The organism is Leptothoe sp. LEGE 181152 (assembly GCF_032906605.1).
In the GTDB taxonomy this organism is placed as follows: Bacteria; Cyanobacteriota; Cyanobacteriia; order Phormidesmidales; family Phormidesmidaceae; genus Leptothoe; species Leptothoe turfae.
In genome coordinates this window covers 90689-114446 of record NZ_JASATU010000032.1, presented here as the reverse complement: position 1 = coordinate 114446, position 23758 = coordinate 90689, and the positions used below count along the sequence as shown (strand labels likewise).

Below are 23758 nucleotides of genomic sequence, written 5' to 3'. Positions count from 1 at the left end.
AGATGTCTGTGCCCCTAATTGCTATATCTGCTGAATTAGCTGAGATTGAGGCTCGCGGTCGGTTAATTGTGGCGGTTAAGGATAATCGGTTCCCCTTGGGATATCGTGATGCAACAGGCGAGTTAGACGGATTTGAAATTGAGATTGCCCGTCGATTGGCACTGGATCTTCTTGGGGACGAAACAGCTGTAGAGTTTCGTTCAGTGCATAATGTCGATCGTGTCAATGTGGTGGTTAATGGTGACGTGGATATTGCGATCGCATCAATTACGGTGACCGCTCAGCGTCAGCGCATTGCTAGTTTTAGTGAACCTTATTATTTAGATGGCACTGGGTTTATCACCACATCAACCCAGATTAAGACCTTAGATGACCTCGCCCCTGGTCGTATTGCGGTGCTGGCCAATTCCAGTACCCTGGCCCATGTCCGTTATCAATTACCTGATGCCAATCTGGTGACAGTGTTGTCTTATCAAGACGCCATTGCTGAATTGGCTAGGGGGCAAGTAGATGCCTTTGCTGGAGATGTGTCGCTCCTGACTGGATGGCAGCAGCAGGATAATCGCTATCGGTTGTTGGATGAAGTAATTTCAGTGGAGCCGGTTGCGATCGCAATTCCTAAAGGGACTCAGTACAGCGACTTACGTCGAGCTATTAACGATGCTATTCGTCAATGGGATGACGAAGGTTGGTTACAAGATCGAGCTACCTACTGGGGGTTACCGTAGCTACCATGGGAGAATAAAAGTAGACCACTGCAGTACGCATAACTGATAGAGCGAGTTCATGGAGAATAGCACCCTATTTTTGACATACCTGGGCATTCTTATTGCCCTACTAGGGCTTTCAGCCTTTTTTATAATTCGCCAGGTATTTAAGACTCGCCGTATTGAGACCACACTAGGCCGTTTACAAAAGAAGCTCACCAAAGAAAAGGGAACCGCCCAAGAGTATTACGAGCTAGGAAGTCTCTTGTTAGATAAAAAGCTTTTTTCCCAATCAGCTCTCTATTTGCAACAGGCCCTAAAGGCTTTAACAGAGGAAGAAGAAGCTGAAAATGCACCGCTAATCTATAACGCCTTAGGATATACCTACTTTGCCCAAGGGCAGTTTGATCTAGCGATTCGTCAGTATAAGGCAGCATTAAAAATTGCCCCAGGTTATGTAACGGCTCTCAATAACCTGGGACATAGCTACGAGAAAAAGCAACTGACCGTTCAGGCACTAGAAAGCTACGATCAGGCCCTTAAAGTTGAGCCTGATAACGCTACTGCCAAGCGTCGGGCACAGTCTTTACGTAAGCGTGTAGTCATCCCAATGAAGCAGTAGTCGTTTTACGTTGACACGTCTGGAGTTAAAGTTTTGGGGCTAACACATGACATGACATATGTCTGACTAGCCCCACATTTTCGACGGTATGCAGCCGTTCAGACCTACAATGCAAGCCCCGGAACCCGTTTAGACAGCTGCTAGTTCTGGTGTCGCTGACTGTTTTGGCGTAGTAGTTTCAGCCGTTGCTTCACAATAAACCTCAGCTGAATTATTTGGGCTCTCGATTAATTTCACCTTATGCAGGCTAGCTCCAATTTCCTTAATAGGCCCGCGTAGTAAATCCCGAATGTGCACTGCGATATTCTCAGCTGTGGGTACTACTTCGGCAAAGTAGGGAATATCCTTATTCAAAAACGTGTGGTCAAAGGGCTTCACCACATGGGTTTTCACGGCATTCTGAAACTCCACTAGGTCGGCAATCATGCCCGTGCGTGGGTCCATCTCCCCCTTGATTGTGACCTCCAGATGATAATTATGGCCGTGACCATTAACGCGGGCACAAAGACCATAAATTTCGCTGTTTTGCTCCAATGTCAGGGTTGGTAGAGCCAGGCGGTGGGCAGCACTGAAATGGGTGGAGATGGTCAAATAAGCTTCCATGGCGTTTCCTTTATAGTCGGCCCAGAGGGTAGAGGTTTCAAATAGTTGGACGTTGGTAATGGGTAAGTGGGGGACTAAACGCTGCCAGATGATACGGGCGATATTTTCTGTGGTTGGCAGCCCTCCCTTGGGAGTGTCAATTTGGAATTCGGGCCAAACATCGTTCAAGTAGGAAAAATCAAGCTGACTAGTGACTTCACGCTTAATTACCTTTTTGACATCGGACAGATTAAGCACCATGCCATACTCATCTAAATCGCCTTCCATAGAGACGAACAACTCATAGTTGTGGCCATGGCCTGGGGCACGGGTGCATAGACCAAACTTGGTCTGGTTTTCATCGTCACTCAGTTCGGGCAGCCAGTAACGATGGCTGGCGGAAAACTGAGCCCGACGGTTGATGGTGCATTTCATAGCAATACCAAAAACAGCGAGTCAAATATTAATTTTTGCTAAATCTTTTCCCTTAAGCATAGACCATCGTCAAGAAAATGATGGTCTAAGTATCCTATGGATACTAATGTGTTATCTCAGGGGATGGAATTTGATACGCGGGTTGCTTTAATGTGAGCGATAGTAACTCAAGTCATGAAGTTTTGACACGATTTTATTGCCTAAAAACCGTCAAATCCTGAAAAGCCTTGCAAGCTTTACTGTTTAGGATTTCTCAGCAGAAATATCAGGAGTTGCTAATTTAAGTTGTAAACGGTAAAAATAGATACAGAACAAATCCTCGTTCATCTCCAAGAATTCGTCCCCTGTTCGACGATGAGACGGAAGTAGGGTGTCCTATATGACTATGGTCCCATAGGTTATATTGGCCTGCCCGAAGGAACGCACGCGTAATCGGTGCTCATTCAGGAGGAGACACACTCATGAAACTTACTTACCGTGGTGTCGACTATGACCACAATCCGCCTATGTTAGAGGTTTCTGAAAGCGACATTCTTTGTAATTATCGTGGCCGTCAACATCGCTATACGTATGTGCGCCATGTTCCTTTTCCCCAGCCTAAAGCAGAGCTTACCTATCGTGGTGTAGCCTACCAGACTGATCGTTATGGTCAGCGTCAGGTTGCAGCTCAAACTGAGACTAAGTCAGTTTTCTCGGCGTTTCAGCGCAAGCTTGCAGAGCTGACTCCTCTAATGGATGAGCGTCGTCAGTTGCTACGTGAGGCAGCTCGTAGCCATAGCGATAGTATTCACCGCTCTTTAGAGCATCGAATTGCGGTGGCCCGTGCACAAGGCAACATGAATTTGTTACAGCAGCTGGAAGATGAACTGCGTCAAATGGCTTAAGGGCTGTTTTTTTACCGCTTGAGTTCCCAGATTCGTGGCTAGAGTAAGTTAGGGAGAAGCTCCCAAAGCTTCTCCTTTTTGTTTGTCCCCATCATGTTTCACAATAAGTTTGGTCTGACTATCAACGGCCAAATCTTATTCGCAAAAGGGTGTTATGGGACTATTTGATAAGGTTTTTGACCCGTCGCCAGAATCGCTCTCTATGAATCCAGCAGAAGCACTGGCGGCGATTTGTTTAGTTGCGATCGCTGCCGATGGATACCTTTCTGACCAAGAGAGTCGCGAAATGGACATGCTGTTAAGCCGTATGCGACTGTTCAAAAGTTACTCTACAGAGATGATGACTCGGATGAAGGATAGATTGCTGCAGCAGCTACAGCAGCATAGTCCTAGCCGTTTAGTAGAAGCGGCTAATACCGTACTTCCAGTTGAGCTAAAACCTACAGCTTTTGCCTTAGCAACAGATCTAGTACTTGCCGATGGTAGCGTGACACCTCAAGAGCAAGCCTTCCTGGATGACCTCTATCGCATTCTGGAAATCCCCAGCGAACAAGCGCTCACCATTGTCGAAGTCATGACCATCAAAAATCGAGGATAAAGAGTCAGTCAAAGTTTTTACTTCAGTGAAGCCTGAACCTCATTTTCTGACAAATACGAGATAATAAACTCTGCACTAACTCCAATCGACCCCACCATTTATTCTTGTCTATGACTGCTGCAATTTCAGCTCCATCCAAACAGATGGATGACTCCAAACACGGCTTGCCCGTAACGATCATTACTGGTTTTTTGGGGAGTGGTAAAACTACTCTGCTTAACCACATTTTGACTAATCAAGACGGCCTGAAAACAGCGGTGCTGGTCAATGAGTTTGGTGAAGTCGGGATTGATAATGACCTGCTCATTACAACAGATGACGATACTATGGTGGAGCTGAGCAACGGCTGCATCTGCTGCACCATCAATAATGATTTGTTAGAGGCAGTTTATAAGGTATTAGAGCGTAAGGACAAGATTGATTATCTAGTTGTGGAGACAACGGGGCTGGCGGATCCGCTGCCAGTAGCCCTTACGTTTTTAGGCACCGAGCTACGGGATCTCACTCGATTAGATTCTATTGTGACGCTAGTAGATGCGGAGAACTACAGCATCGATTTATTTAACAGCCAGGCAGCCCATAACCAAATTGCCTATGGTGACATTATTCTGCTGAATAAGACAGATCTAGTGGATGAAGCTGATCTAGATCTGCTGGAAGTTAAGGTGCGAGACATTAAAGAAGGTGCCCGAATCTTACGGACAACTCAGTCTCAAGTCCCGCTACCGCTGATTTTGAGTGTAGGTCTTTTTGAGTCTGATAAATACTTTGAACCGGCTAAAGAAGAGCACCACGATCATGGGCACGAGCATGATCATGGGCACGAGCATGATCATGAGCATGGGCATTCCCACGCAGAACATCACGATCATGCCAATTGCGATCATGAGCATGGCCACTGCGAACATGAGCACGAGCATGATCATGAGCACGAGCATTCCCACCTGGATGTAGATGGATTTACATCGATTTCTATTGTTCGTGATCAACCTCTAGCGATTCGAAAGTTTCAGCATTTCTTGGATAACAAGCTGCCGGATAACGTCTTTCGAGCCAAGGGGATTTTGTGGTTTGACGAGAGTGAAAAGCGCCACATCTTTCATCTCAGTGGTAAACGATTTTCTTTAGAAGATGAAGAATGGAATCATCGACCTCGGAAAACCCAACTGGTGCTCATTGGTCAAAATCTTGACCATGAAGCCTTAAAAGCTGAAATTGAAAAATGCTTTTGCCTTGAATCCAAAGGTCGTGGTAGAGGTTTCAGCAGCTAGTGCGCGTTGTAATTCAGCGTGTATCAGCATCCCAAGTCATGGTTGACGGTGAGGTTGTGGGCTGTATCGGTCGTGGGCTTAACCTTTTGATTGGGATCGCTGAAACCGATACAGAAAAAGAACTCGATTGGATGGTCCAGAAGTGCCTTTCATTAAGGCTTTTCCCGGCTGAAGGGTCAGGGCGTTTTGATTTATCGATTCAAGATGTTCAGGGTGCCTTGCTTGTTATTAGTCAATTCACACTTTATGGTGACTGTCGCAAGGGACGACGTCCTTCATTTGACCAGGCAGCTTCACCTGACCAGGCCGTTAAGCTATATGAACAGTTTGTAGCTAAACTGCGACAGAGTGGGTTACAGGTAGAAACAGGACAATTTGGTGCCCATATGCAAGTCGCCATCGATAATGAGGGTCCGGTTACGTTGTTCTTAGAACGAGACGCCCGGTTAGCCTAGCTTTTACTTGGGGCTGACCTGCATGGTCTAGCTCGTCCTGGGGGGACTATGGGCGATCGTTATTCTTTAGAGGAGATAGTCACTACACAAGCAATACAGAGAATATGCCACTTTATTTTCTTTGGCTGCGCTTGTGTCAGTTCCGGTTTCCCTTGATAAGGTAAAGAAATGTTAAATGGTCTAGCAACCCTTCCTACATAGAGACGATCCCAGAATACGACTATCACAGGTCCCTTTATGCTGCACAGTATTAATCTAATGTCCTCGTTTCAAGTGCCTGCTGGGCAGGTTTTGTTCTGTGACTTTGATGGTCCTATCGTAGATGTTTCGGAGCGTTACTACCGAACCTATCGCTTAGGACTTTCAACTCTGCAAGCTAGTTACCAAGAGAGTCATGGTGCAGCGTTATCGCTGCAAATACTGTCTAAAAAGCAGTTTTGGTGGATGAAACGCAATCGAGTGGCTGATACCGACATTGCTATTCGTTCGGGGGTACCTACAGAGCTGGTCGATACTCTTTTACAGCAGGTTCAGCGGATTGTGAATCATCCCCATTTGCTACAGTGGGATACTCTACAGCCCGGTGCTGACAAGGCTATTCATTATCTCAACCGTGAACGAGGTCTACGTTTAGTTCTAGTAACACTACGCCATCCTCGACAGGTGCAAGCCTTTTTACAGGCCCATGATCTGAGTCAGTATGTTGACGAAATCTTTGGGGCATCTGATATCAATGCCGCCCACTTGAACCGAGCTGAGCAAAAGGTGGCGTTGCTAGAGCGTGCGATCGCAGCTCAGAAAAGCCAAGGTTATCAAACTTACCCCACTTGCATGATTGGGGATACAGAGGCAGATATTATTGCCGGGCAACGAGCGGGCATCGTTACTATTGCCCTCACCAACGGCATTCGTAGCTGTGAACACCTAAAGCGATACCAACCAACCTCTATAGAACCTAGTTTGCTCAACGCGATTCAAAGCCGTCATATGACACAGGTTTTACAGGCGGCCTAACCCTTCCACCAGCGATGCAATGGATAGTAAAGTGCTGGTGTCCATAGGCTGCTAAGAATTGCTGAACTGAGAGCTACTCGCTGATGGGTACGCCAAATTTGCCAAAGGCTCAGGTAGGGTGAATCAGGCCATAGCAGATGGCGAAAACTCATTTGCAGAGCCATGATTGTGGCGGCAACCACAGCCATGCCAAAAACAATAAATGCCACTAGCACGACATTTTCTTGAATCAACCGCTGTCGCTGTAACCTAGCTGTCAACATACCTACTACTAGCAAGCTTAAGGCATGGGTGGGAAAAGGACCTGTCAGACCGTCCTGTAATAATCCCAAGACAATCCCAGCGATGGCCCCATCGATAATGGGATGGTGAATACTCCAGATAACGACCCAGATTAGTAACCAGTTTGGAGCGATACCCAACAATTCGATGCCAGGAAAGCGCATAGGAGATAGCAGCAAGCAAATTAAGCCTGAGCCCACCACAATAACGATATTGAGGCAAGTTTTTTGAAAGTCGGATAGCGCTTCCTTCCCTTTAGATGAAGTCATATTGTCTCAGGTAGCGCTATCGCGCTATTCATTGTCGATTATCTCTGCGGGAGGCGCATTAACGTCGGTTTTGGCTTCAAAGGGATGAATAGTAACCCATTCAAGAATATTTAGAGGAGACGATAGTTTAATCACAGCTTCAGGCGCGGGACTTTTCTTTAAGTCCATACTTTCGATACGCCCGACGGGAATCCCTTGAGGGAAAAGACGGCTGTAAGAAGACGTGACAATGACATCACCCGGTTTGACATCAGGCGTAGTCTCAAAAAACTGCATAACGACCCGACCGTCAACATTGCCACGTACTACGCCTAAGGACCGGCTACGACTGACCTTCACACCCATCTGGCTAGTGGGGTCAGTAATTAACAAAATTTGACTAGTATTTAGAGAAACACTAGTAACTCGACCTACTAAACCCCCAGGCCCCGTGGCCATGTCACCTTCTGTAATGCCTTCCAAACTACCTTTATTGACCGTAATTTGCTGCCACCAATTATCGGCACTACGCCCAATCACAGCAGCAACGGTAACCTTGCCTTGACTATCAGCATAGTCAATATTTTCCCGCAGGCTTTGATTTTGGTTTTCTAATTCAATCACCCGTTGTTGCAGCTCTAGGATGTAGGCATTTTCCAGCCGCTCTGCTTGTGTAAGGCCAGGTTGAAGCGGTGCTGTTAGTACCTGATAGATTTCATAAATGACAGCACCCTGGCTTTGACGCATAGCCCAGGCTAAGACGATAACAAGGGTGGTAATGCCAGCCCTCGTTGCGTATCTATCCCACCAGCGTCTCAGTGCAAACATAATTTGCAAACAATAGTTGTCAACCTGTCAACCGTCTACGGAAACCTTAGAGATCGCGAGAACGAGCACTAAATACCCGCTCCATCTGACTAAAGTTTTCAAGCACACGTCCAGTTCCTAGGACTACACAACTCAACGGATCAGCCGCAACGTGAACTACAATGCCGGTTTCATGGCTAATCAGGGTATCTAGACCTTTTAGTAACGCTCCGCCACCTGCCAGCATAATACCCCTATCGATAATATCAGCTGCCAACTCTGGAGGAGTTCTTTCCAGGGTTCGTTTCACAGCCTCAACGATCACCGACAACGGTTCTGCCATACTTTCGCGGATTTCAGCACTTTTTACAGTCACTGTTCTGGGTAAACCGGATAGCAAGTGTAAGCCTCGAACATCCAAAACATTTTCACTGTCATTAGGACTGGGATAAGCAGAGCCAATATTGATCTTGATTTCTTCGGCTGTGCGCTCACCAATGACCAAGTTATGGACTTTTTTCATGTATTGAGAAATGGAATCACTCAGCTCATCACCAGCTACACGTACCGATTCACTTAAGACAGTGCCTTGTAAACTTAGCACTGCGACTTCAGTGGTACCGCCACCGATATCAATAATCATGTTGCCTGTGGGCTCAGCTACGGGTAACCCAGCGCCAATAGCTGCCGCAACGGGTTCATCGATGAGATAGACCATACGAGCCCCAGCCTGTAGAGCTGCATCCATAACTGCCCGACGCTCTACACCGGTAACACCACTGGGAATGCCAATCACGATGCGGGGCATTCCTAACGCTCGACCTTCATGCACTCGTTTAATAAAGTGCTTGAGCATGAGCTCGGCAGTATCAAAATCAGCAATCACACCGTCCCGTAAAGGACGCAGAGCCGTAATGTTGCCTGGCGTACGTCCTAGCATTCGTTTGGCTTCTTCTCCAACAGCTAAGGGCTTGCCGTCCTTATCCCTAGCTACAACGGAGGGCTCTTGCAAGACAACGCCTTTACCCGAAACATAGACCAGAGTGTTAGCTGTCCCCAGGTCTATTCCCATGTCACGGGAGAATGAAAAGCGATCGAGTAAACTCACTGTTAGACGTGCCCCCAAACGAGCTGTGAAAAAACAAATGGATGGTTTATTAGGCCGGTGTGGATTTTATTACGTTTTATATCTGTACGTCTAGTCCGCACTTCTGAACGCAACCAATATTCGGCCTATGGCGATGATGTTGAGAAACATCCTGAGGGAACGTTGACTATTAATCAACCTGCGCTATCTACCATACTCCAAGGTTACACGGTCTGAAATTCTGTAATCTGGAGTACCGGGGGTAAAACCTTATGCCCATCTACTTCAAAGCGTAAGAGATAAAGATAATTCTAGACGGTGGTGTATCTCTCGCATATAAAGTAGTTAGCACAGTAGCTGGTGAAATAGCGATGAGTCTCAATGTTGTAAATCTTGTAGGGCGAGCGGGACGAGATCCTGAGGTTCGCTATTTTGAGTCAGGCAATGTGCTGTGCAAGTTTACGATTGCTGTGAATCGACGTACTCGTAATAGCGATCAGCCTGATTGGTTCAACCTAGAACTCTGGGGACGCAACGCTGAGGTGGCTGCTAATTACGTCAAGAAGGGGAGTCTTGTCGGCGTAGTGGGCGCGCTTAAGCTTGATAGCTGGCAAGATCGCGCTACGGGTGCACAGCGCTCTAGTCCTGTTATTCGAGTAGAACGCCTTGAGCTTTTAGGGTCTAAGCGAGACAACGCTGCTCCCATGTCAGGTAACTACGATGATGACCAGTTCTAATGCCTGCTACTTAGAGAAGGCATTAGAACACGTTTTATTATTTTTTACTCAGTGGGCAAAGTCGAAATTAGGCAGAGTGAATACTAGCTAGCTAAACGATCGTTCTGCTCGGTCGTTTCGCCATCGGCTTGAATGCTGGCTTGAACCTCGCACCAAGCAGCCCCAGGAATCACCTCAATTTTGCCACGATTAGGGAAACGCAAATCTTCCACAGCTGTAACACCGTTGGTAAAAAGGTATTCACGTAAAAGCTGATAAGCCTCATCTATATTGCTAACTGTATAGTTGGCAGCGTATAGATAAGGCTTTAAGCGATCTTGATTACGAGGGGCAGTTTCTCGAAACGTGACGCGAGTTGTCTTAGGTGAGCTATGTTGGCAGCTGATCCGATACTTAATGGTGTGACAAGCTGTGTTGGGGAACATTTCACTGTGAAAAGATGGAACTCTGGAGAAGCTGCCAGGATTATCCAGCTAGCTGAATAAACGAGCAATAAAGATTTACGGGAATATTTCCTCTAATAATACAAACTGGTACTAATAAACGAACCGTAATCTATATTGTCTGAAGTTGTCAAAAGTAATATTGGGTTACCTGTTACATTTGATCAACTTTTATCAATGCACCCGATGTTCATAATAACGTCCATTAACGTCAATTATCCAAATTATTTGAAATGGATGCTGGGATGCTCTTACGGCTAGTAAGTCGCAAATAATAAATAAATTCTAACGGCTATTACGGTTGGATTGGATATGGTATGCCATATGTAAGCAGCCATAGTAGCTGAGAAAAGCTAAAATCATCCCTACGAGAGTACTGCCTACCATTAGGGCAACTGTGATATCAAGGCCAAGGTTCATCCATTCTTGAGGAGAACGCCCTGTCAGGCTGGTTGCTGCACTTTGTCCTAAAACCCAGCGCCCAATTTGGTAGTTGAATGCATAAATAGGAACATAGGTCAGTGGATTGCTAATCCAAGTGCCGGCGGCTGCAACAATTTTATTGCCTCGAATGGCTACAGCGATCGCAACGCCAATGATTGTCTGTAACCCAAACAAGGGATAGCTGCCGGCAAAAACCCCCGCTGCCAGACCCCTGGCAATGGCTTGAGGATGGCTTCTGAGACGGATAAAGCGAATATAGACATACCTGGCCAGACGCTGCAATTTACCTCGCTTCTGGCGTTTTAGGGGGCGATGTGATCTTTTGTAAGATTGTTTGCTGGATTGATTATCGTCAGAATGACCTTGTGGGTCTGCCACGGCTGGATTCCTTGTGAAAAATTGACATGTAATGGAGCAAGGCCGCCGTCCATGGGCTACTAGGATTAATTATGACAACATAACCAACTTTGGTCATTCCAGGTGGACTTGCGTGCAAGGCGGCACAGGGGGCGTTAAAGTTTGATGTTGGCAGTGTTTGAGTCAGGAATGTGGGTGAGCCAAGGGAAACAATTGTGCAGGGTGAAACCATTGCTGCGATCGCAACCGCGATTGTGCCACAGCAGGGGAGTGTCGGCATTGTGCGACTCTCGGGTTCCACAGCAGTTTCCATTGCTCAACAGGTGTTCCACAGCACTGCACCTTGGGAAAGCCATCGTATTCTCTATGGTTACATTGCCCACCCAGAGACTCGGCAGACGATTGATGAAGCTTTACTGCTGTTGATGAAATCCCCACGTTCTTATACCCGTGAGGATGTGGTGGAATTTCACTGCCACGGTGGCATCATGGCGGTGCAGCAGGTATTGCAGTTATGTATTGCCCAGGGAGCGCGCCTGGCAGAACCAGGGGAATTTACTCTGCGGGCCTTTCTCAATGGTCGTCTAGATTTAACCCAGGCCGAAGGTATTGCTGATTTGGTCGGAGCCCAATCACCTCAAGCGGCCCAAGTGGCATTGGCTGGAATTAAAGGCAAGCTGACCCAGGTGATTCGCCAATGTCGCAGCCGGTGTTTAGACGTGCTGGCGGAGGTGGAAGCTCGCATTGACTTTGCCGATGATCTTCCCCCTTTAGATGAAGATCATGTGCGTAATCAGGTGGCGGTGCTCCTAGCTGAAGTATCCCAAATTCTGTCTACAGCCCATCAGGGGGAGCTGCTGCGGACAGGGCTCAAGGTGGCAATCGTGGGGCAGCCCAATGTGGGTAAATCCAGTTTGCTGAATGCCTGGAGTCGTTGCGATCGCGCCATCGTCACCGCCTTACCCGGCACCACCCGTGATGTGGTTGAATCGCAGCTGGTGGTTGGTGGCATTCCTGTGCAGGTGCTCGATACAGCGGGCATTCGTGATGCCACTGACCAAGTAGAGCAACTGGGAATTGAACGTTCCCAGGCAGCGGCTAAAAATGCAGATTTAGTCTTGCTGACCGTGGATGGCACTGTCGGCTGGACTGATGCGGAAGCCGCACTATATGGCGATATTCAGCATAAACCTCATATTTTAGTGATCAATAAGGTAGATCTAGGGCCGCCGGTTAGTCTGCCTGGGGTGGATGGGCCTGTTGTCCACACAGCCGCCGCCCAAGGTCAGGGCATTGACGATTTAGAGAATGCCATCCTTACCATTGTGCAAGCGGGTAATGTCAGTGCTGCCAACATGGATTTAGCAATTAATCAGAGACAGGCAGCGGCCCTAACCCGTGCCCACAGTGCGCTTAAGCAGGTGCAAGCCACCATAGAAGCTGTGCTGCCCCTTGATTTTTGGACCATTGATTTACGGGACGCCATCCGTGCTTTGGGAGAGGTAACCGGTGAGGAGATGACCGAGTCGATGTTAGATGAGATTTTTAGCCGATTTTGTATTGGTAAGTAATGCCGATTTTGTATTGGTAAGTAATAGTGGATCATACCTATGGCAATAGTTAACGGCGATCCTAGGGTAGGCATCGTCCACCCTATCAAAATGCAGGACGCCTTCGTGACCCTAGCCAGTGAAAATCTACAGGCCTTAGTGGAGTTTTATCAGGGCTTATTAGGCCAAGCACCCCACCGTTATATCCCCCAGTGTTATGCAGAATTTGTGTTACGAGGTTTAAGGCTGGCTTTATTTAAACCTGGCGATACTCAGGAGTTTACTGGACCAGCCGGGAGTATGAGCCTGTGTCTTGAGGTGGAGGATTTACGAGGTGCGATCGCAACTGTAACAAAACTAGGCCATGCACCACCGGATGACATCATCCACGCCAGCCACGGCCAAGAAGTCTATGTATACGATCCAGCTGGGAATCGCCTGATTTTGCACCAATCATCGGTGCCTTAATCCATCTGACTAAGGCGCTTAAGTTTTAGCACATCGGTCATCTTGCGCAATTTCTTAATGGTTCGATCAAAATGGGCATGGTCTTTAACATCAAGGCCCAAGTCAATTTCAGCAATTTGATCCGGAAATGTCGTGACTGTTGCTCGATGTACGTTGATCTTAAGATCTGATAAGTGGCTCAAAATATCCTTAAGAACACCCACCCTATCAATAACCTCCAGTTTCAGCATGACTGGGTAGGTTTGAGGTCGGCCAGTGGCGGCTCCCACTGAATTCCAACGTACTGGTATGAGGCGATCCCCAGGTACCGAGGCCACATTCGGACACCCTTGACGATGGATAGCAATGCCCCGAGCACCCATTGATACGGCCCCGAGAATCGGCTCCCCTGGCAGTGGATTGCAGCAACCGGCAATATGATGCAGTAACCCCTCGACACCGATGATGGAACTGCCTGATGCACTACTATGGGTATCGCCGCCCCAGCGAGTACGAACGACTGCGCCTTCATTGATTTGCTCTGCTAGGGCTTCATCGTTTCCTTCGTCTATTGGCTGGAGTTCTTTAGTGGCCTCTTGCAGACGGTTAACCACCGCATTCAGTGTGATTTCTCCGTAACCTAAAGCTGCCAACATATCCTCAACACAGGGATAATTGCTGCGTCGCGCTGCTGCTTGGGCTGGAGCTGATTTCAACAAAGAATCTAGACCATCACGCCCCATGACCTTTTCCAGCATGGCATGGCCACGGGCCATGTTCTCATCATGGTGAGACTGCTTATACCAATGACGAATACGGTTACGAGCACCGGCGGAAACGACAAAATTTAGCCAGTCCAGGCTGGGGTGGCTGTGTTTGTTGGTCAGAACTTCAACAATGTCACCGTTTTCAAGTTGGGTATCGAGGGTGACAATGCGATCGTTTACCTTGGCCCCAGCACAGTGATGCCCTACTTCTGTATGGATACGATAGGCAAAATCTACAGGCGTGGCTCCTTGACTTAAGGCAAATACATCACCTCGGGGACTGAAGACATAGACTTCTTCATCAAAAAGGTTATCTTTAACATCGCTCAAATATTCCTGGGCGTCTTTGAGATCGCTTTGCCATTCCAGGAGTTGTCGCAGCCAGGTGAATTTTTCGTCTTCTGCGTTGACCTTGGTATTACTGTTACCAGTTTCCTTATATTTCCAGTGAGCAGCGATCCCATATTCGGCAACGTGGTGCATTTCCATCGTACGAATCTGCACTTCAATGGGGCGACCTTGCTCGCCAATAACAGCCGTGTGTAATGACTGATAACGGTTCGCTTTAGGTAGACCAATATAGTCTTTAAAGCGTCCAGGAATTGGCTTGAATTGATCGTGAACGACCGCTAGAGCTCGATAACATTCCACCTTGGTACTAACGATGATGCGTACTGCCGCAATGTCATAGATCTGGTGGAAGTCTTTTTTCTGACGCTGCATCTTGCGATAGATGCTGTAAAGATGTTTGGGGCGACTGCTGATCTCAACACAGTTGATCCCGTCATTGGTCAAATGAGTTTCTAATAATTCGGCAACCTGTTTTAACCGGGCCTCTCGGTCTACACGCTTTTCAGAAATTAAGTTTTTGATTTCTTGATAAGAAGACTCTTCTAGGTACTTAAAAGAAAGGTCCTCTAGTTCCCACTTCATACGACCGATCCCCAGTCGATTTGCCAGTGGGGCAAAAATTTCGATGGTTTCGCAGGCTTTTTGTACCTGCTTTTCGGGTGGCAGATGTTGCAATGTCCGCATGTTATGGAGGCGATCTGCCAGCTTAACTACAATGACTCGGATATCTTGAGCCATAGCCAAGAACATACGGCGGAAATTTTCAGCTTGACGCTCTGTTTTACTGTTGAACTGAAATTTTGATAGCTTGGTGACCCCTTCTACCATTTGGCGGACTTCTGCCCCAAAATGAGCCTCGATTTCATCCGCTGAAACATCTGTGTCTTCTACGACATCGTGTAAAAAACCGGCTGCAATCATAGCGCTGTCTCCCCCTAGACTGCGCAAGATATTCGCGACGGCTACCGGATGGGCAATATATGGTTCCCCAGAGGCCCGCATCTGCCCTTTGTGGAGTTGATAGGCAAATTCAAATGCGCGACAGACTAGCTGATTGTTATCTTTAGGACGCTCAAGCGGGACCTGGCTGTCCCCATGGATCTCTATTGGCTGGCTGTGTTCTAGGATGCAAGACCTAAGCCAGGTCGGTAAGGTACAGTCTTTGGGGATAACAGGGGCTACTGGTGTCATGGTAGATCGGGGGAGAGGATAAAAACTGCAAAAACCACATTGGCTCCGGGTGGTCTGAATAGGGCCAGTACCGATACGCTCTGTTCTACTGGAAGTTGCGTTAATTCAAAACGTCGGTACTTAGTGAGCAAGCAAGATCCGCAATCATCTGTCTTATGTAAGAAATTACGCCTGTGGCACGATGCATCAAAGTTTCAAGTGCCATCTTGACCAAGACGTTTATCCTCTTAATTCGTAGGATAGATTACAGAGTATAAATTCTTACAATTGTAGCTTTATGGTGAGGTTATTAGTGGTCGTTACAGACGATTGCCTGAGTTCTGTAAGTGGATAATTTCAAGGCTTAGATTAGTGCTTACATCAGTTACCAGGCGATTTGCTTGCCTTTACTATTAGAATATGTGCGTAATTAAAGAACAATAAAATACTTATATAAAAGCTATAGAGATTAAAAAAAAAGTTCTAAATGGCTTTATTAAAATCTTGCATTATTATTAAATCATGACATTTGCTACTGTAGTTGATGATCTCAATGCCTATAGTGCTCAATTAGCTCAGGTAAAGTTGGCATTAGGGCAGATGGAAGGGGCTGCAAAGGCTAATATTCTGCAACAGTTCTTTGCTCAAACCCTTTGGCCTCAGCTAAGTCAGACAGATATGTTGGAGCAGCCTCAAGGGCGTGCAGCGATAACGGAAATCCATCGTCACATGCGGCTTTTGATGGTGGAGGTCAACTTTGTGACCTCAGCTAGCCACGGTGATACTCGGCAGCAGCGTCTACAGCAAATGGAGCAGCGTCTGCAGCAGTTAGAAGGGTTTACTCAAGTCTTAATTAACCTCTGTAATCAGTGATTTGCTCCTAGATTTGCTCCTAGAAAAACTTGAGTTTTCCCCTGCTAAAAACTACAGTTCTGGATGTAGACGCGATTTAGTACATGTGTCTGTATAGTTTTTGTACTTTATTCACGGAGGGCGATGTTCTGTCCAAAGCATCCGCAGGAATCGCTGCTGATAGGTGAGCTAGTAGATGGGCTAAAGGCTTCTAATTGTCCAACCTGTAGTGGCTCTTGGATAGCTCCTGAGGATTATCAGTCTTGGCAAGCTACCCAGACAGATCCGTCTCTTAGGATTGATGACTTGACGTTGCCCATTAACCAAGACATTGATTATCAGCCAGCTCGCTACGACAATCGAGCTGGCCTTTGTCCGAGCTGTGGATTTTATTTAGTTAGAAGCAGAATTAATCTACAAAAAGTTGCATTTTTTCTGGAACGCTGTCCTGCTTGCAAAGGTGTTTGGTGTGATGCAGGGGAGTGGGATGTGCTTAGTGAGCTTGGTCTGAGTGCCTATATCCCTGTGCTTTTTACCGATGAATGGCAAAGCCGTGTGCGTGTTGCTGAGGCCGAACTGCGTGAGCAGGTGGCGACAGCGGAGAAACTTGGGCCAGAAATTGCGGAGAGACTTTTTGAGCTAGCAACTTTGCTGGAAAATCACCCCAATGGAGATTTTGGGGTGGCTTATTTGATGAGGCGATTTGAGAAGTGAAATATCTATGTTTTGAGTATTATGACTCCTCCCTTGCTACAGCTTGATGACTTTGGTGTCGCTTATCCACAGCAGGAAAGTTGGGCAGTTGAGAATGTGTCTTTATTGCTACAGCCTGGAGAAATGCTGGGGCTAGTGGGAGAATCTGGATGTGGCAAGTCCACCTTGGGGCGAGCTGCTCTACGGTTGTTGCCAAGGGGTAGTCAGACTAAAGGACGGTCACTGTTTGAAGGGCGCGATGTGTTGGGCTTTTCGAGCAAGGAAATTCGGCGGTTTCGAGGAGAAGCGGTGTCATTGGTGTTTCAAGATCCGATGACGCGACTCGATCCGCTGATGACCATCGGGGATCACTGCGTAGAGACCCTGCGCGCCCATCGCTCCGATGTGTCTAAGCAGGTTGCGAAGGAAATTGCGATCGCAACCCTAAAATCCGTCAGTATCCCTGCCAACCGCTGGGATCAGTATCCCCACGAGTTTAGTGGTGGTATGCGGCAGCGGGTTGCCATCGCCCTGGCGCTGCTACTCAATCCCAAGCTGATTGTGGCAGATGAACCCACCACCAGTTTGGATGTCACGGTTTCGGCGCAAATTTTAGACCTGCTGACTCAGCTGTGTCGAGAACGGGGGATGGCCCTGATCCTGATTTCCCACGATCTGGCATTGGTTGGGGAATATTGCGATCGCATTGCCGTCATGTATCAAGGCAAACTTGTAGAGCTGGGAGCGACCGCAGACGTTTTGTATCATCCTCAGGCGGATTACACTCAGTCTTTGCTACAGGCGGCCCATCAGTTGCAAAACTATGAGGCTGATGATTCGGCATTAGAACAAGAAACCGCAACCGCTCCTCTTCTGCGAGTACAAGATCTAGTAAAGCACTACACCATTGAGCAAAATTTGCTTTCGAAGTTGTTTAATCGAGCACAATCGGAGGATATCAAAGCCGTTGATGGCATTTCTGTAGACTTGCATCCCGGTGAGATCCTGGGTCTGGTGGGAGAATCAGGCTGCGGAAAAAGTACGTTTTCCCGTGCATTGATGCAGATTATTCCACCGACATCAGGGCGGGTGGAGTTCATGGGACAAAACTTGGTAGGCATGTCTCGGGCTCAACTGCAGGCGCAGCGACGCAATTTCCAAATGATTTTCCAAGATCCCCATGCTTGTCTCAATCCTATGATGACCGTGGGGCAGGGGATTGCTGATCCGTTAATTATCCATGGTTTGGCGAATGCGTCGGATGCCAAGCAGCAGGTCCGTGCCATGTTGAAGCGGGTGGGACTGACGCCGACCGAAGACTATTATGGCCGTTATCCTGGTGATTTGTCTGGGGGGCAGCAGCAGCGCGTTGCTATTGCCCGTGCCTTAATTACTAAACCTAAGCTGGTGATTTGTGATGAGCCAGTGAGCATGTTAGATGCGAGCGTTCAGGCCCAGGTCCTAGAGCTGATGCTGGAGCTGAAAGGAGAGCTTGACTTAACCTATCTATTTATTACCCACGATTTATGGGTGGCGCGGTATCTTTGCGATCGCATAGCTGTCATGAATGGTGGCAAAATCGTTGAAATTGGACCAACAGAGCAGATTTTCATATCACCGCAGCATTCATATACGAAAACGCTCTTGTCGGCTGCCCCTTTATTGGCAAAACAAACATGACTTTAGCGATCTCTGAGCATTGCTGTGTCCAGTGAGAGTTCTTGAGAACGACAAAAAGGTCGGGCCATTGACCCGACCTTTTGCGTTACATTCAAATGACTTGATTAGCAATCATCATCTATTCAACGATAATCTTGCCAACCATGCCAGCACCACGGTGAGGGGCGCAGAAGTAGCTGTACTCACCAGGCTCAGTGAATTTGGAGGAGTAGGACTCACCAGGGGAGAAGGTTAGCTGTTCTTGGGATAAGGCGTCTGCAACGTCTTTGCCGCCAGGAACCTGAGCTGCATCAAAGATAACGTTGTGGGGGGCCATTTTGTTGTTAACCCAAGTCACTGTATCGCCAGCCTTAATGGTGAGGGTTGCAGGCTCAAACGCCAGCAGACCTGCATCGGAACCCATTTTTACTTGGTAATCAGTAGCGTAGGCAGGAGCTGCATTGAAAACAGTGCCTGCAAAAACCAGAGCAGCCGCTACTAATAGCGCACCCATGGCTCGCAAAGCGCGATTGATAAAGGTCATGGTGATTTCTCAAGGTTGAATTTAGAGGTAGTTAAGCATTCTTAACTACAACATGCTTAGTTATTTTAGAATGCCGGATGTCGTCGTAGACAAATAAACAAAAAATAAAGCGTTGTTCAGCAGTACCAGACCTCTAGTCAACTATTCGATAGCGTTTCGGACACGTCTAATGGTCTCTTTCTCTAGATGTTAAAACTAGGGAATGCCTTTCAGCATATAGGTTTGAGTCGATCTCCAAAAGACATGTGCCATGGCCTAATAGTTAGCTATGGCTGGCTAAAGCTGATGGCAAGGCTCTTTACAGTTGTTAATGTTTGACCTGCTGTCATTTGACGCGGTCTGAAAAAACTGGAGACGATCATCTTTAGTCAAACTTTAAGCTTTTGGCTGAAATCGTTTGATTATTAGACTGTGACTTTTTTTGAGAGGAGTATCCGATGAAGTCTATTTTGGCTACTGTTGTAGCGTTTGTAGCAAGCGCAGTTTTCTTGATTGCGCCTCCTGCTATGGCTGCTGATGCTGGTGCTGGTGCTCAGGTATTTGCTGCTAACTGTGCGGCTTGCCACATTGGTGGTGGTAACGCAGTTAACCCTGCTAAGACTCTAAAGAAGGATGACTTGGTTGCTAATGGCAAAGATACTGTTGATGCAATTACGACTCAGGTAACAAATGGTAATGCTGGTATGCCCTCTTTCGGTGGTCGTTTGACACCTGAGCAGATTGAGAACGTTGCATCTTATGTATTGGCTCAATCCGATAAGGGCTGGTAGTCACGTCCTACTTTTGAACCAGTTATATTTTGATTAGCCTTGGCTTTCACCTAGCCTAATCCTCAATTTGAATTAATAAAGCCTGTTTTTAGGGGGATTCCCCCCCTGGAAGCGGGTTTTTGTATTAGGTAACGTAGTTCTGAAGCCTAAAAAAATCTCAAGAACTCTGAATGCGCTATCACATCCGTGTAAAAAATATTACTTGGTTGGCGGAGTGCTAATCGTGGATAATACGTGACCGATACTGGACACAGTTGTGAGGCTATATAATGCTCGCTTTGCTTGTTGAAACAATGAGTCTCCCTGCGATCGCAGGTGGTGCAGTCCAGTGGGTTCCTTGGTGAGTTCAGGACGACTGGCATCCTTTGCCAGGCGCTCGGCAGCTATAGCCTGTGCCTTAGGAATGGGAGGATGTCAGGTAGCTGCCCAATTGCCCCCCTCAGCGGGTGGACGACAGATTACGAGTTCCCGTTCGGTGATCGTTCAGCTATTTGAGTGGCGTTGGCCAGATGTTGCCCAGGAGTGTGAAAGTTGGTTAGGGCCAAAGGGTTACGGGGCTGTGCAAATTTCTCCCCCCCATGAACATCGGATAATCGCTCAAGACCCCACTCCATTTCCTTGGTATCAGCGCTATCAGCCGGTTAGCTATAAATTGTCAAGCCGTAGCGGTGGTCGAGCTGAGCTAGCAGATATGATCAAGCGCTGTTATGACTCGGGTATCAAAGTCTATGCCGATTTGGTGATCAATAATATGGCTAGTGCTGGCGCTGGCAAAGGCAGTGACGGCAGTGATTTCGATACAGCGACGTTTTCCTACAACGAGGTGCCGTACATTAAGGCAGACTTTAATGCCCCATGTACGATTGCGCCTCGGGACTATGTTGAAGACCCCTGGCAGGTAAAGCACTGCCAGGTGGAGGGGCGTCAGGATTTGGATACGGGGAGTGAGACGGTGCAAGCTGCGATCTCAGCTGCCATGAATGAACTGTTAACCCTCGGTGTGGCTGGTTTTCGTATTGATGCTGCCCAACATATTCCACCACAGCACATTGCCAAGATTCTGCGGCGTCTGCATCCCCTAAGCCCCCGATTCTATCCCGATGGAGGGCGTCCATTTATTTACCAGGAAATCACGAGCCCCGGAACAAACGCTATTCAAGCCAGCGATTACTTTAGCAATGGTGCGGTTACCGAGGTCCGCTATGGTCGTAATCTGGGTGAGCAAGTGCGCCATGGTGAACTAAAAAACTTGGTGCTATTTGGGGAAGCCTGGGGATTAATACCGAGTCATAAGGCTGTTGTTTTTACGGATAACCACAAAACTCAGCGTAGTCGCGATCGCAACATAATCACTTTTTATGCACCAACCGATGGCGGAGCACGATATCGGCTAGCCAATATATTCATGTTGGCATGGCCCTATGGCACTCCAAAAATTATGTCCAGCTATGACTGGCCGCGAGAGCAGGGCAACTGGGTAGGACCGCCTGCGGATGAAAACGGACAAACCTTACCAGTGAGCTGTGGGGATGGCTGGGTGTGTGAACATCGCTGGTCTGACATTGCCAGTATGGTGGAGTTTCGCAATGTGACCCAAGGTGTTTCTACCATTGACCATTGGTGGGATAACGGCAAGAGCCAAATCGCATTTGCCCGTGGCAATCGGGGGTTTGTAGTTATTAATAACGAAAATAATACTCTCAGTGAAATATTGATGACAGGATTGCCAGCGGGTGGTTACTGCAATGTTTTGTCTGAGACATCGATGGCCGAATCTGGTGAAACACCTAGCGAAACGTTAGACAGTTGTAAACGCTTGATTACAGTAGATTCAGAGGGTCGAGCTCAGTTCGATGTAGCGCCTCAACAGGCCGTAGCATTGCATATTAGAGCTCGTCTGTAATGACACCTTTGACCGAGGTTGCTTTCAGACCTGCTCACAAAGCGTTGAAAACCCGACCACTGGTGTACGGTTTTCAATCAAGTTTTTTCTTCAGCTGCGTTGATAGGCTAAAGCTAAGGACGTATCTGTAAGGAATTTCAGCCCATGCCAGTCAATAAGGACCCACGCCCGCCACGCTCTCGACAAATTGGTAATTTGCTATTTTTGCTAGGGGCAGTTTTGCTGGTCCTAAATATTTTCCTACCTATTCAGCGTACCCCACGTACTCCTTACAGTATGTTCCTCCATCAGGTACAAGAGCATGAGGTAGTCAAAGCATCGGTGGGGCAAAATGAAATTCGCTACCAGGTGAAAAATGAGCTAGGAGAGCCTGGTGCGATATATTCCACAACGCCAATTTTTGATTTGAAGCTACCGGATTTGCTAGAAGCCAACGGTGTGGAATTTGCGGCCACTCCCCCGGCTCAAAATCAGTGGATTGGTAGTTTACTAAGCTGGGTGATTCCGCCACTAATCTTTATTGCGGTTTGGCGCTTTTTCTTAGCCAGAGGTGGAGGTCCTCAGGGTGCACTTTCTATTGGTAAAAGTAAAGCCAAAGTCTATGTAGAAGACGAAGCCACCAAAATTACCTTTGAGGATGTCGCTGGTGTTGAAGAAGCCAAAACTGAATTAGTAGAAATCGTTGACTTTTTGAAAACACCCAAGCGGTTTACCGATATTGGAGCCAAGATCCCTAAGGGGGTATTGCTGGTGGGACCACCAGGAACCGGTAAAACCCTATTGGCTAAGGCGGTAGCGGGTGAAGCCGGAGTCCCTTTCTTTAGTATTTCGGGGTCTGAATTTATTGAACTATTTGTAGGTGTCGGGTCTTCAAGGGTGCGTGACCTGTTTGACCAAGCGAAAAAGCAGGCCCCTTGTATTGTCTTTATTGACGAGCTAGATGCCATTGGTAAATCTCGTGCTTCCGGTGGTTTCTATGGTGGTAACGATGAGCGAGAACAAACACTAAACCAGCTGCTCACAGAGATGGATGGCTTCAGTGCCGATGATAATACCATCATTGTGCTGGCAGCCACTAACCGACCTGAAACATTGGATCAAGCACTGCTACGTCCAGGCCGATTTGATCGTCAGGTACTGGTCGACCGCCCCGACCTCAAAGGACGTGAGGCGATTCTCAAAATTCATGCCCAGGAAGTCAAGCTGGGCGACGATGTGAATCTCAATGCCATTGCTACACGTACCCCTGGATTTGCAGGGGCTGATCTGGCCAACTTGGTGAATGAAGCTGCCCTGTTAGCCGCCCGTAATAACCGTCAGGCAGTTCTCCAGACTGATTTTGCTGAAGCTATTGAGCGTGTTGTTGCGGGGCTTGAGAAAAAGAGTCGTGTCCTCAATGCAAAAGAAAAAGAAATAGTCGCGTACCACGAAGTTGGTCATGCCATGGTGGGCTCACTCATGGAAGGGGGTGGGCAGGTAGAGAAAATCTCTATTATACCAAGAGGTATGGCGGCGCTAGGGTACACGCTCCAACTCCCCACGGAAGACCGATTTCTCCGCAGTTCTGACGAGTTAAAAGGTCAAATTGCCACATTGTTGGGGGGCAGATCGGCGGAAGAAGTTGTGTTTGGCTCCATTACAACGGGGGCAGCAAATGATCTACAGCGGGCAACAGAAGTGGCTGAGCAAATGGTCACCACCTACGGTATGAGTGATGTCTTAGGACCATTGGCCTATGACAAAGGCCAACAAAGCTCATTCCTAGACAGTGGTATGCCCAATGCTCGACGCAATATGAGTGAAGAGACAGCGCGAGCAATTGATGCAGAAGTCAAAGGACTAGTAGAAGCAGCCCATGAACAAGCTCTGACAATTCTGCGGACTAATCGGGATTTATTAGAGAGTATTTCTCAACAGCTGCTAGCGGAAGAAGTGATTGAAGGAGACACGCTAAGGGAAATGCTGGCACAAGTTCAACCCTTAGAGGTGTTGGTATAAAAACTTTTGTTGATGGCCCTCTCTTGTAGAAAGGGTGTGTAGAGAGGACCATCAGCAAGTTTCCGAAATCACCTACATTAG

Annotated in this window: 24 protein-coding genes and 1 riboswitch; of the genes, 16 read left to right on the top strand and 8 right to left on the bottom strand. The window is 47.6% G+C overall.

Annotated elements, in window-relative coordinates; translation table 11 throughout:
- Positions 1 to 2: 2 nt before the first annotated feature.
- Both QGP82_RS17690 and QGP82_RS17685 read left to right on the top strand, forming a co-directional pair.
- Positions 3 to 728 carry a transporter substrate-binding domain-containing protein gene (locus QGP82_RS17690; RefSeq protein WP_250564884.1) on the top strand — a complete coding sequence of 242 codons (726 nt, stop codon included), beginning with the start codon at positions 3 to 5 and terminating at the stop codon, positions 726 to 728.
- A 58-nt stretch (positions 729 to 786) separates the two neighbouring features.
- Positions 787 to 1329: a tetratricopeptide repeat protein gene (locus tag QGP82_RS17685; RefSeq protein ID WP_006516365.1), complete on the top strand. Its 543-nt coding sequence runs from the start codon at positions 787 to 789 to the stop codon at positions 1327 to 1329.
- Positions 1330 to 1458: 129 nt separating this feature from the next.
- Here QGP82_RS17685 and QGP82_RS17680 read toward each other — a convergent pair whose 3' ends face one another.
- Positions 1459 to 2346, bottom strand: a complete 888-nt coding sequence (locus QGP82_RS17680) for a 6-pyruvoyl trahydropterin synthase family protein (RefSeq protein ID WP_163662696.1) — start codon at positions 2344 to 2346, stop codon at positions 1459 to 1461.
- Between the two features lie 318 nt (positions 2347 to 2664).
- Positions 2665 to 2773, top strand: a riboswitch (Glutamine riboswitch).
- A 34-nt stretch (positions 2774 to 2807) separates the two neighbouring features.
- Here QGP82_RS17680 and pirA point away from each other — a divergent pair.
- From pirA to QGP82_RS17655, 5 genes are all read left to right on the top strand, one after another.
- Entirely contained in the window at positions 2808 to 3230 is a 423-nt protein-coding gene (gene pirA, locus QGP82_RS17675) for an arginine synthesis PII-interacting regulator PirA (protein WP_499060525.1), read from the top strand.
- Between the two features lie 154 nt (positions 3231 to 3384).
- Entirely contained in the window at positions 3385 to 3828 is a 444-nt protein-coding gene (locus tag QGP82_RS17670) for a tellurite resistance TerB family protein (RefSeq protein WP_006516362.1), read from the top strand.
- A gap of 110 nt (positions 3829 to 3938) precedes the next feature.
- On the top strand, positions 3939 to 5099 hold the full coding sequence (locus tag QGP82_RS17665) for a CobW family GTP-binding protein (protein WP_499060523.1): 1161 nt from the start codon (positions 3939 to 3941) through the stop codon (positions 5097 to 5099).
- On the top strand, positions 5099 to 5554 hold the full coding sequence (dtd, locus tag QGP82_RS17660) for a D-aminoacyl-tRNA deacylase (RefSeq protein ID WP_499060522.1): 456 nt from the start codon (positions 5099 to 5101) through the stop codon (positions 5552 to 5554). The genes QGP82_RS17665 and dtd overlap by 1 nt, the downstream gene beginning before the upstream one ends.
- Before the next feature lie 258 nt (positions 5555 to 5812).
- A complete protein-coding gene (locus QGP82_RS17655) occupies positions 5813 to 6568 on the top strand; it encodes an HAD family hydrolase (protein ID WP_163697550.1) in 756 nt (251 codons plus the stop codon).
- Here QGP82_RS17655 and mreD read toward each other — a convergent pair.
- The 3 genes from mreD to QGP82_RS17640 are packed head-to-tail and all read right to left on the bottom strand — an operon-like array spanning position 6565 to position 9013.
- On the bottom strand, positions 6565 to 7119 hold the full coding sequence (gene mreD / locus QGP82_RS17650; RefSeq protein ID WP_163662685.1) for a rod shape-determining protein MreD: 555 nt from the start codon (positions 7117 to 7119) through the stop codon (positions 6565 to 6567). The genes QGP82_RS17655 and mreD overlap by 4 nt on opposite strands.
- Before the next feature lie 24 nt (positions 7120 to 7143).
- Positions 7144 to 7926, bottom strand: coding sequence for a rod shape-determining protein MreC (mreC, locus tag QGP82_RS17645; RefSeq protein WP_163662682.1), 783 nt, complete (start codon positions 7924 to 7926; stop codon positions 7144 to 7146).
- Between the two features lie 46 nt (positions 7927 to 7972).
- On the bottom strand, positions 7973 to 9013 hold the full coding sequence (locus QGP82_RS17640; protein ID WP_156828612.1) for a rod shape-determining protein: 1041 nt from the start codon (positions 9011 to 9013) through the stop codon (positions 7973 to 7975).
- Positions 9014 to 9363: 350 nt separating this feature from the next.
- On the opposite strand from QGP82_RS17640, the gene QGP82_RS17635 reads away from it, so the two are divergent.
- Positions 9364 to 9729, top strand: a complete 366-nt coding sequence (locus QGP82_RS17635; protein WP_006516355.1) for a single-stranded DNA-binding protein — start codon at positions 9364 to 9366, stop codon at positions 9727 to 9729.
- A gap of 83 nt (positions 9730 to 9812) precedes the next feature.
- Here the strand turns inward: QGP82_RS17635 and QGP82_RS17630 are convergent, their stop codons facing one another.
- Positions 9813 to 10154, bottom strand: coding sequence for a hypothetical protein (locus QGP82_RS17630; RefSeq protein ID WP_163662680.1), 342 nt, complete (start codon positions 10152 to 10154; stop codon positions 9813 to 9815).
- 303 nt (positions 10155 to 10457) lie between these two features.
- The gene (locus QGP82_RS17625; RefSeq protein ID WP_163697551.1) at positions 10458 to 10994 is read right to left on the bottom strand and encodes a DUF2062 domain-containing protein; all 537 of its coding nucleotides are present in this window, start codon (positions 10992 to 10994) and stop codon (positions 10458 to 10460) included.
- Positions 10995 to 11164: 170 nt separating this feature from the next.
- Between QGP82_RS17625 and mnmE the strand changes: the two genes are divergently transcribed.
- Both mnmE and QGP82_RS17615 read left to right on the top strand, forming a co-directional pair.
- A complete protein-coding gene (mnmE, locus tag QGP82_RS17620; RefSeq protein ID WP_163662675.1) occupies positions 11165 to 12544 on the top strand; it encodes a tRNA uridine-5-carboxymethylaminomethyl(34) synthesis GTPase MnmE in 1380 nt (459 codons plus the stop codon).
- A 39-nt stretch (positions 12545 to 12583) separates the two neighbouring features.
- Entirely contained in the window at positions 12584 to 12991 is a 408-nt protein-coding gene (locus QGP82_RS17615; RefSeq protein WP_163662672.1) for a VOC family protein, read from the top strand.
- Here the strand turns inward: QGP82_RS17615 and QGP82_RS17610 are convergent.
- The gene (locus QGP82_RS17610; protein WP_163662669.1) at positions 12988 to 15279 is read right to left on the bottom strand and encodes a RelA/SpoT family protein; all 2292 of its coding nucleotides are present in this window, start codon (positions 15277 to 15279) and stop codon (positions 12988 to 12990) included. The two genes, QGP82_RS17615 and QGP82_RS17610, sit on opposite strands and share 4 nt — an antisense overlap.
- Before the next feature lie 501 nt (positions 15280 to 15780).
- Between QGP82_RS17610 and patD the strand changes: the two genes are divergently transcribed.
- The 3 genes from patD (at position 15781) to QGP82_RS17595 (ending at position 18483) form a co-directional block, all read left to right on the top strand.
- The gene (patD, locus tag QGP82_RS17605; RefSeq protein ID WP_163662667.1) at positions 15781 to 16131 is read left to right on the top strand and encodes a heterocyst frequency control protein PatD; all 351 of its coding nucleotides are present in this window, start codon (positions 15781 to 15783) and stop codon (positions 16129 to 16131) included.
- A 123-nt stretch (positions 16132 to 16254) separates the two neighbouring features.
- Complete coding sequence (locus QGP82_RS17600; RefSeq protein ID WP_163662664.1) at positions 16255 to 16824, top strand: TFIIB-type zinc ribbon-containing protein; 570 nt, start codon at positions 16255 to 16257, stop codon at positions 16822 to 16824.
- A gap of 21 nt (positions 16825 to 16845) precedes the next feature.
- Complete coding sequence (locus QGP82_RS17595) at positions 16846 to 18483, top strand: dipeptide ABC transporter ATP-binding protein (protein WP_499060516.1); 1638 nt, start codon at positions 16846 to 16848, stop codon at positions 18481 to 18483.
- A gap of 118 nt (positions 18484 to 18601) precedes the next feature.
- Here QGP82_RS17595 and petE read toward each other — a convergent pair whose 3' ends face one another.
- Positions 18602 to 19006 carry a plastocyanin gene (gene petE, locus QGP82_RS17590; protein ID WP_006516346.1) on the bottom strand — a complete coding sequence of 135 codons (405 nt, stop codon included), beginning with the start codon at positions 19004 to 19006 and terminating at the stop codon, positions 18602 to 18604.
- 437 nt (positions 19007 to 19443) lie between these two features.
- On the opposite strand from petE, the gene petJ reads away from it, so the two are divergent.
- The 3 genes from petJ (at position 19444) to ftsH (ending at position 23677) form a co-directional block, all read left to right on the top strand.
- Positions 19444 to 19776, top strand: a complete 333-nt coding sequence (gene petJ / locus QGP82_RS17585; RefSeq protein ID WP_163662658.1) for a cytochrome c6 PetJ — start codon at positions 19444 to 19446, stop codon at positions 19774 to 19776.
- Positions 19777 to 20104: 328 nt separating this feature from the next.
- Positions 20105 to 21679, top strand: coding sequence for an alpha amylase C-terminal domain-containing protein (locus tag QGP82_RS17580; protein ID WP_163697554.1), 1575 nt, complete (start codon positions 20105 to 20107; stop codon positions 21677 to 21679).
- Between the two features lie 144 nt (positions 21680 to 21823).
- Positions 21824 to 23677, top strand: a complete 1854-nt coding sequence (ftsH, locus tag QGP82_RS17575; RefSeq protein ID WP_499060513.1) for an ATP-dependent zinc metalloprotease FtsH — start codon at positions 21824 to 21826, stop codon at positions 23675 to 23677.
- Positions 23678 to 23758: the final 81 nt, after the last annotated feature.